Annotated in this window: 12 protein-coding genes; 8 read left to right on the top strand and 4 right to left on the bottom strand. The window is 70.9% G+C overall.

The features are described from left to right. The first annotated feature begins 288 nt into the window (after window positions 1–288). The 6 genes from ACIBEA_RS32840 to ACIBEA_RS32815 all read left to right on the top strand — a co-directional run bounded on the left by ACIBEA_RS32840 (window position 289) and on the right by ACIBEA_RS32815 (window position 9,706). Complete coding sequence (locus tag ACIBEA_RS32840; protein WP_399266848.1) at window positions 289–1,818, top strand: leucyl aminopeptidase; 1,530 nt, start codon at window positions 289–291, stop codon at window positions 1,816–1,818. 338 nt (window positions 1,819–2,156) lie between these two features. After that, window positions 2,157–3,545 (top strand): dihydrolipoyl dehydrogenase, encoded by a 1,389-nt coding sequence (gene lpdA, locus ACIBEA_RS32835; RefSeq protein ID WP_330330062.1) that lies wholly within the window; start codon window positions 2,157–2,159, stop codon window positions 3,543–3,545. A gap of 57 nt (window positions 3,546–3,602) precedes the next feature. Next, window positions 3,603–5,378, top strand: a complete 1,776-nt coding sequence (sucB, locus tag ACIBEA_RS32830) for a 2-oxoglutarate dehydrogenase, E2 component, dihydrolipoamide succinyltransferase (RefSeq protein WP_399266847.1) — start codon at window positions 3,603–3,605, stop codon at window positions 5,376–5,378. A gap of 164 nt (window positions 5,379–5,542) precedes the next feature. Next, window positions 5,543–6,166: a GntR family transcriptional regulator gene (locus ACIBEA_RS32825; RefSeq protein ID WP_399266927.1), complete on the top strand. Its 624-nt coding sequence runs from the start codon at window positions 5,543–5,545 to the stop codon at window positions 6,164–6,166. Between the two features lie 213 nt (window positions 6,167–6,379). Beyond that, complete coding sequence (aceE, locus tag ACIBEA_RS32820; RefSeq protein ID WP_399266846.1) at window positions 6,380–9,064, top strand: pyruvate dehydrogenase (acetyl-transferring), homodimeric type; 2,685 nt, start codon at window positions 6,380–6,382, stop codon at window positions 9,062–9,064. A gap of 123 nt (window positions 9,065–9,187) precedes the next feature. Continuing rightward, window positions 9,188–9,706: a DUF4240 domain-containing protein gene (locus ACIBEA_RS32815; protein ID WP_399266845.1), complete on the top strand. Its 519-nt coding sequence runs from the start codon at window positions 9,188–9,190 to the stop codon at window positions 9,704–9,706. Window positions 9,707–9,717: 11 nt separating this feature from the next. Here ACIBEA_RS32815 and ACIBEA_RS32810 read toward each other — a convergent pair whose 3' ends face one another. Further along, a complete protein-coding gene (locus tag ACIBEA_RS32810) occupies window positions 9,718–10,488 on the bottom strand; it encodes an SDR family NAD(P)-dependent oxidoreductase (RefSeq protein ID WP_399266844.1) in 771 nt (256 codons plus the stop codon). A gap of 86 nt (window positions 10,489–10,574) precedes the next feature. Between ACIBEA_RS32810 and ACIBEA_RS32805 the strand changes: the two genes are divergently transcribed. Continuing rightward, a complete protein-coding gene (locus ACIBEA_RS32805) occupies window positions 10,575–11,228 on the top strand; it encodes a TetR/AcrR family transcriptional regulator (RefSeq protein ID WP_399266843.1) in 654 nt (217 codons plus the stop codon). An 11-nt stretch (window positions 11,229–11,239) separates the two neighbouring features. Here the strand turns inward: ACIBEA_RS32805 and ACIBEA_RS32800 are convergent, their stop codons facing one another. The 3 genes from ACIBEA_RS32800 to ACIBEA_RS32790 all read right to left on the bottom strand — a co-directional run bounded on the left by ACIBEA_RS32800 (window position 11,240) and on the right by ACIBEA_RS32790 (window position 12,605). Then, complete coding sequence (locus tag ACIBEA_RS32800; RefSeq protein ID WP_399266842.1) at window positions 11,240–11,488, bottom strand: helix-turn-helix domain-containing protein; 249 nt, start codon at window positions 11,486–11,488, stop codon at window positions 11,240–11,242. Next, on the bottom strand, window positions 11,485–12,249 hold the full coding sequence (locus ACIBEA_RS32795) for a hypothetical protein (RefSeq protein ID WP_399266841.1): 765 nt from the start codon (window positions 12,247–12,249) through the stop codon (window positions 11,485–11,487). The genes ACIBEA_RS32800 and ACIBEA_RS32795 overlap by 4 nt, the downstream gene beginning before the upstream one ends. A gap of 194 nt (window positions 12,250–12,443) precedes the next feature. Further along, complete coding sequence (locus ACIBEA_RS32790; protein ID WP_399266840.1) at window positions 12,444–12,605, bottom strand: hypothetical protein; 162 nt, start codon at window positions 12,603–12,605, stop codon at window positions 12,444–12,446. A 213-nt stretch (window positions 12,606–12,818) separates the two neighbouring features. Between ACIBEA_RS32790 and ACIBEA_RS32785 the strand changes: the two genes are divergently transcribed. Next, window positions 12,819–15,563 (top strand): tetratricopeptide repeat protein, encoded by a 2,745-nt coding sequence (locus ACIBEA_RS32785; protein WP_399266839.1) that lies wholly within the window; start codon window positions 12,819–12,821, stop codon window positions 15,561–15,563. Window positions 15,564–15,572: the final 9 nt, after the last annotated feature.

The raw sequence follows: 15,572 nt of genomic DNA, 5'->3' as shown, positions 1-15,572 counted from the left end.
TGGAAATCATGCAAAGGGACCCCGCGTCCCCTTGCGAGAGTGGCTCGAGTCTCTCGGACCTCGTCAGGTCTAATCGGCAAACCTGTAACACAGGCCACAGATGGGTGAACCGTCCAGCGCCTTGATCGAACAACTTGCCAAACCTTCGAGTGACGTACGGACGAGTGCGTGCGCGTAGGCTCATTTCTGGCGGCCGCCGAGCCGGAATACGATCGCTGTCGGAACGGCCGGCGACCCCGACCCGACCGCAGCCCCACACCACATAGACGGAAGCGAGACTTCACCACCGTGACTGCTCTGACTCTCAGCACTGCCGGCGCTGCGACGCTGCGCGCCGACGCCCTCGTGGTCGGCGTGGCGAAGGGCCCCAAGGGCCCCGTAGTCGCCGCCGGCGCCGAGGCCGTGGACAAGGCGTTCGACGGAAAGCTGGGCACCGTGCTCGAAGCCCTCGGTGCCTCCGGCGCCGAAGGCGAGATCACCAAGCTGCCCGCCCCGGCCGGCCTGAAGGTCCCGGTCGTGCTGGCGGTCGGGCTCGGCTCGGTCCCGGACACGGACGAGTCCTACGACGAGGAGGCGCTGCGCCGCGCTTCCGGCGCCGCCGCACGCGCGCTGCACGGCACCAAGAAGGCCGCCTTCGCGCTGCCCCTGGACGACGCCTCCGCCGTGACCGCGGTCGCCGAGGGCGCGCTGCTGGGCGCGTACGCCTTCACCGCGTACCAGGGCGGCGACAAGAAGGGCGCGAAGAACTCCGGTCCGAAGCAGCCCCTCGCCGAGATCGCGCTGCTCGGCGCCAAGCCCCGCGACAAGGAGCACAAGGCCGCGGCCGAGCGCGCCGCGGTCGTGGCCGCCGAGGTCAACGTCGCCCGTGACCTGATCAACACCCCGCCGAACGACCTGACCCCCGAGGCCTTCGCCGCGGTCGCCTCCGCGGCCGCGAAGGAGAACGGCATCAAGGTCCAGGTGCTGGACGAGAAGGCGCTCCTCAAGGGCGGCTACGGCGGCATCATGGGCGTCGGTCAGGGCTCCGCGAACCCGCCGCGCCTGGTGAAGCTCTCCTACACCCACGCCAAGGCGGAGAAGACCCTCGCCTTCGTCGGCAAGGGCATCACCTACGACTCGGGCGGCATCTCGCTGAAGCCGGCCGGCCACAACGAGACGATGAAGTGCGACATGTCCGGCGCCGCCGCCGTGTTCGCCGCCGTCGTCGCGGCCGCCAAGCTGGGCCTCCAGGTCAACGTCACCGGTTGGCTCGCGCTCGCCGAGAACATGCCCTCCGGCACCGCCACCCGCCCCGGTGACGTGCTGCGCATGTACAGCGGCAAGACCGTCGAGGTCCTCAACACGGACGCCGAGGGCCGCCTGGTCCTGGGTGACGCGCTGACCAAGGCCTCCGAGGACAACCCGGACGCGATCGTCGACGTCGCGACCCTGACCGGCGCGATGGTGCTGGCCCTGGGCAACCGGACCTTCGGCATCATGGCCAACGACGACGCCTTCCGCACCTCGATCCACGAGATCGCCGAGGAGGTCGGCGAGGCCTCCTGGCCGATGCCGCTCCCCGCCGACCTGCGCAAGGGCATGGACTCCCCCACCGCCGACATCGCCAACATGGGCGAGCGCATGGGCGGCGGCCTGGTGGCCGGCCTCTTCCTCCAGGAGTTCGTGGGCGAGGGCATCACCTGGGCGCACCTGGACATCGCGGGTCCCGCCTTCCACGAGGGCGCCCCGTACGGCTACACCCCCAAGGGCGGCACCGGCTCCGCCGTGCGCACCCTGGTGCGGCTGGCCGAGCGCACGGCCACGGGCGACCTGGGCTGACGCACCGCTCACCCCTGGTGAACGGATGGTGAGGACGCGCCCCCGGGACCTGATCGAGGTCCCGGGGGCGCTCTTCGCCCGGCGTTCACTTCCGCCCTGTTCACTCTCGACGAAAATCCGCTGCGCTCCGTAGGTTTCTACGCCTCGGTAACCGTCGGTTCGGGCAGAACGCCCCGTCCCACCCCGGGCCCGGCGTCCCGTGTGCCCCCGACAAATGCGAAGATGGGTTCTCGGCAGGACAGGGCCCCCACCACAGGGCCGAAGAAAAGCGGCCGATTACCAGCCGCCGCCCGGTCCCAGAGGACCGGCGCCCGGCGCACATGCATGGAGGACGTGACGTGGCGAACGACGCCAGCACCGTTTTCGACCTAGTGATCCTCGGCGGTGGCAGTGGCGGTTACGCCGCGGCGCTGCGGGCCTCCCAGCTGGGTCTCGACGTTGCCCTGATCGAGAAGAACAAGCTCGGTGGCACCTGCCTGCACAACGGATGTATCCCCACGAAGGCTCTGCTGCACGCGGGCGAGGTCGCTGACCAGGCTCGCGAAGCGGGCCAGTTCGGTGTCAAGGCCACCTTCGAGGGCATCGACATCGCCGGTGTCCACAAGTACAAGGACGAGGTCATCTCGGGCCTGTACAAGGGTCTGCAGGGCCTGGTCGCCTCGCGCAAGGTGACCTACATCGAGGGAGAGGGCCGCCTCTCCTCCCCGACTTCCGTCGACGTGAACGGCCAGCGCGTCCAGGGCCGCCACGTCCTGCTGGCGACCGGCTCCGTGCCGAAGTCGCTGCCGGGCCTGGAGATCGACGGCAACCGCATCATCTCCTCGGACCACGCGCTGGTCCTGGACCGCGTGCCCGAGTCCGCGATCATCCTGGGCGGCGGCGTCATCGGCGTCGAGTTCGCCTCGGCGTGGAAGTCCTTCGGCACCGACGTCACCGTCGTCGAGGGCCTCAAGCACCTCGTCCCGGTCGAGGACGAGAACAGCTCGAAGATCCTGGAGCGCGCGTTCCGCAAGCGCGGCATCAAGTTCAACCTCGGCACCTTCTTCCAGAAGGCCGAGTACACCGAGACCGGCGTGCGCGTCACGCTGGCCGACGGCAAGACCTTCGACGCCGAGGTGCTGCTGGTCGCCATCGGCCGCGGCCCGGTCTCGCAGGGTCTGGGCTACGAGGAGCAGGGCGTCGCGATGGACCGCGGCTACGTCCTGGTCGACGAGTACATGCAGACCAACGTGCCGACCATCTCGGCCGTCGGTGACCTCGTCCCGACCCTCCAGCTCGCGCACGTCGGCTTCGCCGAGGGCATCCTGGTGGCGGAGCGTCTGGCCGGTCTCAAGACCGTCCCGATCGACTACGACGGCGTCCCGCGCGTCACGTACTGCCACCCCGAGGTCGCTTCCGTCGGCATCACCGAGGCCAAGGCCAAGGAGATCTACGGCGCGGACAAGGTCGTCGCCCTCAAGTACAACCTGGCGGGCAACGGCAAGAGCAAGATCCTGAAGACCGCGGGCGAGATCAAGCTCGTCCAGGTCAAGGACGGTGCCGTGGTCGGCGTCCACATGGTCGGCGACCGGATGGGCGAGCAGGTCGGCGAGGCCCAGCTGATTTACAACTGGGAGGCTCTGCCGGCCGAGGTCGCGCAGCTCATCCACGCGCACCCGACCCAGAATGAAGCGCTCGGCGAGGCCCACCTGGCCCTGGCCGGCAAGCCGCTTCACTCCCACGACTAATCCACAGTCACGGGCGCGACGACCACATCCGCACTTTCGTTAGGAGCAACTGAAACCATGTCGGTTTCCGTAACCCTTCCGGCGCTCGGTGAGAGCGTCACCGAGGGCACCGTCACCCGCTGGCTGAAGGCCGAGGGCGAGCGCGTCGAGGCCGACGAGCCGTTGCTCGAGGTCTCGACCGACAAGGTCGACACCGAGATCCCCTCCCCCGTCTCCGGCATCCTGGCCTCCATCAAGGTGGCCGAGGACGAGACCGTCGAGGTCGGCGCCGAGCTGGCCGTCATCGACGACGGCAGCGGCGCCCCGGCTCCGGCCGCGGCCCCCGCCGCCGAGCCGGCCGTCGCCGAGGCCCCCGCTGCCCCGGCTCCGGTCGCCGAGGCCCCGGCGGCTCCGGCCCCCGTGGCCGAGACCCCCGCCCCCGCCGCCGCGGCCCCCGCGTCCGGCACGGACGTCGTGCTCCCCGCCCTGGGCGAGTCCGTCACCGAGGGCACCGTCACCCGTTGGCTGAAGCAGGTCGGCGAGTCGGTCGAGGCCGACGAGCCGCTGCTGGAGGTCTCCACCGACAAGGTCGACACCGAGATCCCGGCGCCCGTCTCGGGCACCCTGCTGGAGATCCTGGTCGCCGAGGACGAGAACGCCGAGGTCGGCGCTCGCCTGGCCGTCATCGGCGTGGCGGGCGCGGCTCCCGCGGCCGCTCCGGCCGCCGCCGCCCCGGCTCCGGTCGCGGCCCCGGCTCCGGTCGCCGCTCCGGCCCCGGTCGCCGCTCCGGCCCCGGTCGCCCCGGCTCCGGCCGCGCCGGCCCCCGTGGCCGCTCCGGTCGCCGCTCCGGCTCCGGTCGCGGCTCCCGCCCCGGTCGCCGCTCCGGCCCCCGCTGTGACTGCCGGGGGCCATGTCTCCGCCGGTGACGAGGGCGCGTACGTGACCCCGCTGGTGCGCAAGCTCGCCTCGGAGTCCGGCGTCGACCTCTCCGCGGTGACGGGCACCGGTGTCGGTGGCCGCATCCGCAAGCAGGACGTCCTGGCCGCCGCCGAGGCCGCCAAGGCCGCCGCCGCACCGGCTCCGGCCGCCGCTGCCGCCGCTCCGAAGGCCGCCGCCCCGGCCGCCGTCTCGGAGCTGCGCGGGCAGACCGTCAAGATGACCCGCATGCGCAAGGTCATCGGCGACAACATGATGAAGGCGCTGCACTCGCAGGCGCAGCTCAGCTCCGTGGTCGAGGTGGACATCACCAAGATCATGAAGCTGCGCGGCCAGGCCAAGGACTCGTTCCTGGCCCGTGAGGGCGTCAAGCTCTCGCCGATGCCGTTCTTCGTCAAGGCCGCGGCCCAGGCGCTGAAGGCCCACGCGGTCGTCAACGCCCGGATCAACGAGGACGAGGGCACGATCACCTACTTCGACTCGGAGAACATCGGCATCGCCGTGGACTCCGAGAAGGGCCTGATGACCCCGGTCATCAAGGGTGCCGGTGACCTCAACCTGGCGGGCATCTCCAAGGCGACCGCCTCGCTGGCCGCCAAGGTCCGCGGCAACAAGATCACGCCGGACGAGCTGTCGGGCGCGACCTTCACCATCAGCAACACCGGCTCGCGCGGTGCGCTGTTCGACACCGTCATCGTGCCGCCGAACCAGGTCGCCATCCTGGGCATCGGTGCCACGGTCAAGCGCCCGGTGGTCATCGAGACCGCCGAGGGCACGAACATCGGCATCCGCGACATGACGTACCTGACCCTGTCCTACGACCACCGCCTGGTGGACGGCGCGGACGCGGCCCGGTACCTCTCGGCCGTGAAGGCGATCCTCGAGGCCGGCGAGTTCGAGGTCGAGCTCGGCCTCTAGCAGCACCGCTGTTGTAACGAGCCTCACCGTCGGCGCCCCCGTCCGGAATACTTCCGGGCGGGGGCGCCGCCGTATTCTCTAGGACATCGGGCGGCTCCCCCCTCGGGCGGCCCGAGTCCGGTCCGCACGGCCCTGTACACCGATCAGGAGATGAAGACCCGATGATCACGCCACCCGTGGTGCACTCGCTGCGCGAGCAGATCCGCGAGCACATCGTGGAGGGGATCGTCAGCGGGCGCTGGAAGCCCGGCGAGCGGATCGTGGAGCGTCGGATCGCCGTCGAACTGGAGGTCAGCCAGACGCCGGTGCGCGAGGCCCTGCGCGAGCTGGAGACCCTGCGGCTGATCGAGTCGGCGCCGAACAAGGGCGTGCGGGTGCGCAACCTCTCCGCGGCCGACCTGGAGGAGATCTACCCGGTCCGCGCCGGCCTGGAGCAGATCGCCGCCGAGCTGGCGGCGCCCCGCCTGGCGGCCGACTGTGCGGCCCTGGAGCCGCATGTGGCGGCCTTGTGGGAGGCCGACCGCAGCGAGGACGGCACGGCGCAGGTGCGGCACACCGTGGGCTTCCACCGGGAGCTGGTGCGGGCCGCCGGGAACAGCGTGCTGCTGCACACCTGGGAGAGCCTGGGCATCGAGGTGTTCACGGCCCTGTCGATCCGTTGGCTGGGAACCGTGCAGAAGTCGTACGCCGAGGAGCACGCCTCGCTCGTCGAAGCCTTCCGCAACCGCGACCCCGAGATCGGTCTGCTGGTGAAGCGGCACGTCCTCGGGTGCGCTCCGCGCGCCTGAGTTGACCTGATTTGCCCGGCACCGGGTGCCTTGATTCATGGCACCGGGTGCCGACTTTTGTCACATGGCCATTTTTTCGCCACTTTCATTTGATCGATCATCGATCAGCGATTTACAGTCGTCCGCGGACCCCACCCGGGTCCAACGACCCTGTCCTGCCCGTCAGGGATTTTCTCCACCACCTCTCCTTTGTCCGGAAGGCGGCGCACACCGATGTCCGACCCCGTAGGAAAGCTTCCGAGCGAGCTCGACCAGCTCCCGGACCGCGACACCGAGGAGACCGCCGAATGGGCGGCCTCCCTCGACGCCGTCGCACAGGCCGCCGGTACGCGCCGCGCCGAATACCTGCTCCGCCGCACGCTCCAGCACGCCGAGGCCGCCGGCCTCGCGCTGCCGAAGCTGTTGGAGACGGACTACGTCAACACCATCCCCACCGCCGCGGAGCCGGAGTTCCCCGGTGACGAGGCGATGGAAGCCCGGATCACCGCCTGGAACCGCTGGAACGCGGCCGCCATGGTGACCCGCGGCTCCAAGTACGGCGTCGGCGGCCACATCGCCACCTTCGCCTCGGCGGCCTGGCTCTACGAGACCGGCTTCCAGCACTTCTTCCGGGGCAAGGAGTCCGACGGATCGGGCGACCAGCTCTACATCCAGGGCCACGCCTCCCCCGGCATCTACGCCCGCGCCTTCCTCGACGGCCGGATCTCCGAGCAGCAGCTCGACCTCTTCCGGCAGGAGTCGGGCGGCAACGGCCTCCCGTCCTACCCGCACCCGCGGCGGCTGCCCTGGCTGTGGGAGTTCCCGACGGTCTCCATGGGCCTCGGCCCGCTCTCCGCGATCTACCAGGCGCGGTTCAACCGCTACCTGCACAACCGGAGCATCAAGGACACCGCCAACTCGCACGTCTGGGCCTTCCTCGGCGACGGCGAGATGGACGAGCCGGAGTCGACCGCCGCCCTGGCCCTGGCCTCGCGCGAGCAGCTCGACAACCTGACCTTCGTCATCAACTGCAACCTGCAGCGCCTCGACGGTCCGGTCCGCGCGAACTTCCGCGTGGTGCAGGAGCTGGAAGCCCAGTTCCGCGGCGCCGGCTGGAACGTCATCAAGTCCCTGTGGGGCTCCGCCTGGGACGAGCTCTTCCAGCTCGACACCACGGGCGCCCTGGTACGCCGCCTGCGCGAGGTACCGGACGCGCAGTTCCAGACGTACGCGACCCGCGACGTGGCCTACATCCGCCAGCACTTCTTCGGCGCCAACGCCGACCTCGTGCAGCTGGCCGGCGTACTGTCCGACGCGAAGATCGCCGAGTGCTTCCACACCTCCCGCGGCGGCCACGAGCCCCGCAAGGTCTACGCCGCGTACAAGGCCGCGCTGGAGCACAAGGGTGCTCCGACGGTCATCCTCGCGCAGACCGTCAAGGGCTACACGCTGGGCGCCGGGTTCGAGTCGAAGAACGCGAACCACCAGATGAAGAAGCTGACGGTCGACGAGTTCAAGGACATGCGCGACCTCCTCGGTCTGCCGATCCCGGACAGCGCCTTCGTCGACGGCCAGGTGCCCTACGGCCACCCGGGCGCCAACAGCCCCGAGGTGCAGTACCTGAACGAGCGCCGCGCGGCGCTCGGCGGCCCGGCCCCGGCCCGCAAGGTCAAGCACGTGGCCCTGCCCGCGCCGGCGGACCGTTCCTTCGCCCCGCTGCTCAAGGGCTCCGGCAAGCAGGAGATGGCCACCACCATGGCCTTCGTCCGGCTCGTCAAGGACCTGATGCGGGACAAGGAGACCGGCAAGCGCTGGGTGCCGATCGTCCCCGACGAGGCCCGCACCTTCGGCATGGAGTCCCTCTTCCCCTCGGCCGGCATCTACTCGCCGCTCGGCCAGACGTACGAGCCGGTCGACCGCGACCAGCTCATGTACTACAAGGAAGCCAAGGACGGCCAGATCCTCAACGAGGGGATCACCGAGGCCGGCGCCATGGCCGACTTCATCGCCGCCTGCACGTCGTACGCGACGCACGGCGAGCCGATGATCCCCTTCTACATCTTCTACTCGATGTTCGGCTGGCAGCGCACCGCCGACCAGATGTGGCAGCTCGCCGACCAACTCGGCAAGGGCTTCATCGTCGGCGCCACCGCCGGTCGCACCACGCTGACCGGCGAGGGCCTCCAGCACGCGGACGGCCACTCGCACCTGATCGCGTCCACGAACCCGGCGTCGCTCAACTACGACCCGGCCTTCGCGTTCGAGATCGCGGTGATCGTCAAGGACGGTCTGCGCCGGATGTACGGCGAGAAGCCGGAAGACGTCTTCTACTACCTGACGGTCTACAACGAGCCGAAGGTGCAGCCCGCGATGCCCGAGGGCGTCGAGGAAGGCATCATCAAGGGTCTGTACCGCTTCAACACCGCGGCCGACCTGGCGGAGGCGGCCCCGGCCGCCGACGCCCCGAAGATCCAGCTCATGGCCTCCGGCACGGCGATCCACTGGATCCTGGAGGCGCAGAAGCTCCTCGCCGCCGAGTGGAACGTCTCCGCCGACGTCTGGTCCGCCACCTCGTGGGGCGAGCTGCGCCGCGAAGCGCTGGAGTGCGACGAGGCCCTGCTGCGCGGCGAGGTGCGCACGCCGTACGTCACCCGCGCGCTGGAAGGCACCCAGGGCCCGGTCCTGGCCGTCTCCGACTGGATGCGTCAGGTCCCGGACCAGATCAGCCAGTGGGTCGAGCAGGACTACACCTCGCTGGGCACGGACGGCTTCGGCCTCTCCGACACCCGTGAGGGTGCGCGCCGCCACTTCGGCGTCGACGCCCAGTCGATCGTGGTCGCCGCGCTGGCCCAGCTGGCCCGCCGCGGCGAGGTCCCGGCCTCGTCCGTGAAGGAAGCCCGCGAGCGCTACGGCATCTGAGCCGCGGCGCGCCGCGCGCACTGAGCCGAAAGGCCGGTGTCCACCCCTTCCGGGGGCGGACACCGGCCTTTCGCCGTACGCGCGGTGGCGGGTGGGGGTCGCAACCGTGATGCTGGAGCGGTGATGGACGAGACGGAGTTCTGGGAGATCGTCGACAGCACCCGCGCGGCCGCCGGAGGCGACCCCGAGGACCATGCCGACCTGCTCGTGGAACGGTTGGTACGGCTCGACCCGGACTCCGTCCTGGACTTCGCCCGACACTTCGAGTCCCGGTACAACCGCGCGTACACCTGGGAGCTGTGGGGGGCGGCCGCCGTCCTGCTGAACGGGGCGAGCGACGACGCCTTCGACTTCTTCCGCTGCTGGCTGATCGGCCAGGGCCGGGAGGTCTTCGAGGGCGCGGTGCACGACCCGGAGCACCTCGCGGAGCTGCTGGACGACTTCGACGAGGAGATCGACGGGGACGGCGAGGAGCTGGGGTACGCCGCCGACGAGGCGTACGAGCAGCTGACCGGCGCACAGCCGCCGGACCTGGGCATCCCCGAGCAGGCCGCAGAGCCGGAGGGCGCCGTGCTCGACCTCGAGGACGAGGCCGGGCTGGCGGAGCACTTCCCCCGGCTCTGGGACCGCTTCGGCGGCTGAGGGCCCGCTCGTCAGTAGTGCGTGCCGCCGTCGATGCGGATCTCCGTACCGGTGATGAAGGCGCCGTCCTCCGAGCCGAGCATCGCCACGACGCCCGCGACGGTCTGCGGGCCGGCGAAGCCCTGGCCGAGGGCCGGGGCCAGCTTGGTGAACAGGCTCCAGTCGGTGTCCTCGGGCAGGCCGGGGCCGTTGCCCGTGGTCATCCCGCTCTCGATGGAGCCCGGGGCGACGGCGACGAAGCGCACGCCCTGCTTGCTGTACTCGGCGGCGAGGGCGTGGGTCATCGACTGGATGCCGCCCTTGCTCGCCGCGTAGGCGGCCATGTAGGGGTGCGCGAAGGACGCCGAGGTGGAGCTGAAGTTGACGACGACCGGCTGGTCGCCCTCGATCAGCGCCGGGATCGCCTCGCGGATCATCAGGAAGGTGCCGGTCAGGTTGACCGTGATGACCTTGTTCCAGAAGTCGAGCGTCGTCTGGTGGGTGTGCGCGGAGCGCAGGATCCCGGCGGCGTTGACGAGTACGTCGAGGCCCCCGAGGCCCGCGACGGCCTCGGCCACTCCCGCCCGTACGGCGGCCTCGTCGGATATGTCGAGGACCGCGGTGGTGAGCGCTGCGGCGTGCCCGTCGGCCGCTGCCCGCTCGGCGGTGGCCTTCAGGCCGGCTTCGCTGACGTCCACGGTGTGGACCCGGCCGCCCTCGGACAGGATGCGGTGGACGGTGGCCTGCCCGATGCCGGAGCCACCGCCGGTGATGAGGACGCGACGTCCTTCGTAACGGTTCATGGGACCGAGCGTACGACTCGATGGCACGTTTTGCCAGCATGACAATGAATGCCGTCCAATGCGATGGGCAGAGGTAGGCTTCGGGGGTGAGATCTCCCCGTCCGTACGCTCCCCAGCCCGGCCCCGCAGCGCAGTCCCTGACCGAACGGCGCAAGGCCGCCACCCAGCTGGACATCGCCCGCGCCGCCTGCGAACTCTTCGCCGAACACGGCCCCGACGGCACCACCGCCGAGGACATCGCGCACCGCGCGGGCGTCGCACTGCGCACGTTCTACCGCTACTTCCGCAACAAACAGGAAGCCGTGGCACCGCTGCTCGCGGGCGGCGGCGACGAGTGGCGAGCCCTGCTCGCCGAGGAGCACCCCGGCACCCCCCTGGCCGAAGCCCTGGAGCGCGCCGTCACCCGCTCCCTCACGGACCCGCTCGTCATCGGCGAGGGCCTGGAGGTGACCCGCGGCCTGCTGCGCGCGGCGGCCGGCGACCCCGCCCTGCGGGCCGTCTGGTACCGGGTCAACCAGGAGTCCGAGGAACAGCTGGTCCCCCTGATAGCGCGGCTGGCCGGCCCGGACGCGGACGCCCTGGCGGTACGCCTCCTCGCGGCGGCGGCCACCGACGCCATCCGCGTCGCCCTGGAGGTCTGGTCCACGGGCGACGGCCCCACCACGGGCCCGGGCTCCCCCGCCGCCCTCGCGGTCCACGCCCTCCACGCCCTGACGAACGGCATGCCGGCGCTGCGCTGAGGCGGGGCCCGTCACCCCTCCAGATCAATGGTGTAGACGGGCTGTTCCTCGATCCCGAGCAGCCGCATCAAGGGCGTGGTCGGGATCCGGTAGCGGCCGCCCACGCGAAGCACCGGGCAGGGGAAGACTCCCTGCCGCACCAGTTTGTACGCCGTTGCCCGACCGATCCCCAACGCCCGGGCCGCCGTTCGCAGATCGACCGCGACCGGCAACTCGAAGGCCTCGCCGAAGGTCAGCGGCGCACGCGGCTGCACGGTCACGGTCGCCGCCCGTCGAGGCGCGGCGGCACCGCGCCGGTCCAGCGCCCGCGCCCGGGCCGCTTGGACCTGCGGAGCGGGGCACCCAGCTCCGGACGGGCGACCGAGGCCCCCGACCGGGCACCTTCGAGCCGCTCCGCCGAGACGGTGAAGCGGAGCGGCGCCCGGAGCCCGGCGAGGCCGTCGGGGCGGACCACCTCGACCGTCCGTCCCTGCGCCCCGTCGGCCCCGTCGGCCCCCTCCTCCGCGTCCGCCCCCGGATGCCGGCCGTCGTGCACCAGGTCCTCGATGTATCCGACGGGCACCAGACCCTTCAACGACCGGGCGTACCGCCACGCCCTGCTCCGCGCGGTCCGCAGGAGGACGGTCGCCGCCTCCGGAAGGTCCGGGTCCAAGGACGGCAGCACCTCCAGGAACGCGGTCACCACCTCGGCCTCGACATCGGCGCGGACCGCCCGCATCCGGGTGCAGACCCGGTAGACCGCGCCGCTCAACCTGGGCAGTGCCAACCAGATCAACAGCAGCCGCCACGGACCGTACGGCCCGCCCTCCGTTTGTGCGGCACGGATGGCCGACCGCCAGACCTCGACGCCGACTGCCTCATCGGCACTCGGCCCGTACAGGGCGGCGAACGCGCCGTCCGGGGACAGCAGGGTCACCTCCCCGTCCACGCGGACCGGCAGACGCACCTCATCGGCGGTGCGCGGATCGGCTATGGACTTCCTGACGGCGGCGAACACTCCACTGGGATGTAGCAACGTCATGAAACGGCTCCTTGACACGGCGAGTTGTCCGAGCGGGCGCATGATTCTGGACAAGTCGGACTCCAGCCTCATGTGCCTCACTTTTATGCGCTTGTGCGAGAACGGTCGATCGCTGACGGCCCGTTGGAACCGGAGGCCATGAGGGGTGGGCGCCCGGAACAGCGGCGCCCACGACCTCACCGGGCAACGGTCGGTCAGGGGGTCTGCTCGGGCTCCGGGTCCGCGGGGGTGGCCGTCGGCGGGACCTCGGGCCCCTGCGCCTTCGCCTTGGACGCCTTCGACGCCCGGTAGTTGCCCCGGTTCGACGAGGACCTCCTGAGACGGGAGAGGTCCCGACCTCCACCGCTTCGGTTCATGCTCCGCACCTTCCTGCTGGATCTCTTCTGAGCGAGTGATGTCATGGTGCCCGGCTGCCGGCGGGCTCCGAGAAGACAGCTGTGAGGTGGGTGTGAGGTCTCCGTGATGCCGGAACGGGACGTGGGGAGATCGGCCCGGGTGTAGGAAGCGTGGGGAGTGCGCACTGATGCAGCAGAGCCGTCAGTGGCACCCGATCATTCGAGGAGGAGTTCTTGGAGGCGTTCGTACTGGGCCCGATCAGCGTGATGAAGGCTGGTCAGCGCATCATTTCCGGTACCTCGCAGATGGCCGCGCTGTTCGCACTGCTGGCCACGTCACCCGGCCTCACGGCCGATTACGGCGAGATCCGCCATGCGGTCTGGCCCGGGCGGGCGGCACAGGACTCCACCATCCGTCAGGCGGTCCGAGCGCTCCGCCTCAAGCTCGACGGCCGCGTGATCAGCCCCCGCAAGCACGCGTATTCGATTCTCCTGGACACCGGCGAGCTGGACTTGCTCCGCTTCCAGGACTACCACGCGCAGGGGATGAGCGAGGCGGGAGCCGACCGCCTCAAGTTGCTGGCCCTGGCCCTGGCCGAGTTCCACCCGGACGGACCTCTCCACGGGCTGGGCGGAACCGCGTTCGAAGTACGAAAGAGCGAACTGCGGGGCCTCCAGAAGCAGACCAGCCTGGCACGCCTGAAGGCCGCCCGGGACATGGGCGAGCTCGCAGAGGTCCAGCGCGACTGCGACGACCTGTTGCGGCGCTATCCGGGATGGCACGAGGTCTTCCTCATCCAGCTGGACACCGCGCAGCCCAAACTGTCCGAACGCCTCGACCGCATCGCTCACTGGACGGCCCGGCACGGCCAGCCGACCGCCCCGCACGAGCGCGAGATGCTCGCCGAGCTCAAGAAGCGCCGTCCGGCCGGACCGGCCGTCCGCGGAGCGCGGCCCGTCCTGCAGCAACTGCCCGCGGCGGGCGGCCCCCTCTACGGCCGGGACAGCGTGCTCGGCCCGATCGCGGCGGCCGTCCTGGAGGACCGACGGCGCCGGTGCCTGTCCGTGGTCGAGATCAGCGGAATGGCCGGGGCGGGCAAGAGCGCCGTCGCCCTCCATCTCGCCGCACGCATCGCGGGCGCGTATCCGGACGGTGCGCTGCACGCCGACCTCCTCGGCTTCGCCGAGGACACGGACCCGCTGCCGCCGGAGCAGCTGCTCGACCGCTTCCTGGCCCAGCTGAAGATCCGGACCCGCGCCACCACACCGGAGGAGAAGACCGCCGCGTTCCGGACGGCATTGTCCGGTCGCTCCGTCCTCCTCGTCCTGGACAACGCGGCCACGGCCCATCAGGTGGCGCCGCTGTTACCCGGTGACGGAACCTGCGCGGTGATCGTCACGACCCGTCGTGCCGGCATCTGCACCTCCGCCGCTCCGGGCGCGCACCGGCTGAGCTTGGGCCCGTTGGCCCCGGCAGCCTCTCAGGAACTCCTCCGGCGCGGCCTCTCCCCGGCCGCCCACGAACGGATCGCGCACCAGCTGCCCGAGATCGCCGATCTCTGCGACCACCTTCCGCTCGCCCTGACCCTCGTGGCGGCGCTCCTGGGCAAACGGCCGCCCCACGCCATCGCATTCCTCATCGCTCAACTCACCACTGAACGGACCCGGTTGGAGGCCATGGAACCCCACGACCCCGCCCGGTCGGTCCGAGCGGCTCTGCAGTCGTCGGTCGCCGGGCTCTCTCCCGAGGCCGCCCTGCTGCTGTGGCAGACGGCCATCCATCCCGGACCGGTGATCAGCTGGTGCGCGCTGATGGACCTGGCTCAGGCGGGGCCCCTGGCCGACGCGGCCCGCGCCATCGACGAACTCGTCGACCTCCACCTGCTGGAACGGGTGTGCGATGCCTCGGAGCACTACCGGATGCACGACCTGGTCCGCGTCTACGGGCGCCACTACGCGGCGCAGCACATCCCGGGGACCAGCCAGGACCTCGCGGAGCGCACCCTTCAGCGCTCTCTCGAATATGCGCTCCAGCAGGTCAGCACCTGCGACCGGATCCTCGACCCGACCCGGTGGCTGCCGGTCGGCGGGCCGGGGGACACGACGGTCATGCTCCCGTCCGGGGAGGACGCGGCCATGCGCTTGCTGGACACCGAGTACCAAACGCTGCTGTCGATGGTGGACCTGGCGGTGAGCGCCGGGTCCAAGCGCCACATGTGGCTCCTGCCCATGGCCCTGATCACGTACCAATGGCGCCGCGGTTTCCACTTCGAGGCCCACCGCAATCTCGAACACGCCTGTTCCGCGGCCTCGGACATCGCTTCGCCCGCCGATCTCGCCATGGTGCACCGGATGCTGGCCAGCAGCCTGCCGGGCCCGTCCGGCTACGAACGGGCCGCCGCCCACCTGCGCAAGGCCGTCGAGCTGAGCGTCCAGCACGACGACGGGACCGGGAGCATGAGCCTCGCCTGGTCCCTGCACGCGCTGGCGACGCTCTGCCGCCGGCAAGGAGATCCCGCCGGCGCCAGGGAGCACTCCGAGCGCGCCTTGGCCATCTTCCGCGCGGCGCAGCAGGCCGAAGGTGAGGCCGCCGTACTCAACGGCCTCGGCACCCTGGCCCACGACCGCGGCGAGCACGACCTGGCGCTGGGCCTGTGCAACGCGGCACTCCGGATCTTCCGGCACGGCGCGGACCGCAACGCCACCGCGAACGCGCTGACCACCCTGGCCAAGATCCATCTCTCCCGTGCGGAGGGGCCCCTGGCCCTGAGCCTCTACGAACAGGCCCTGGAGATATACCGCGAGCTGGACTACCGCCCCAACGAGGCCAAGTTCCTGCGCCCCTACGCCGCGGCGCTGCTGAGCGGCGGGCACACCACCCGTGCGGTGGCGGCGCTGGAGCGGGCCGCCCAGCTGCTGGAAGCACTGGGCGGCGAGGGGGTGGATGAGGTACTGGCCGAGCTGGCGAGCCTGCGGTAGCGGTCGCCC

The organism is Streptomyces sp. NPDC051555, from assembly GCF_044454405.1.
Taxonomy (GTDB): domain Bacteria; phylum Actinomycetota; class Actinomycetes; order Streptomycetales; family Streptomycetaceae; genus Streptomyces.
Note: the sequence above shows the minus strand (reverse complement) of the source record. Positions and strands in the feature narration are given on the sequence as shown.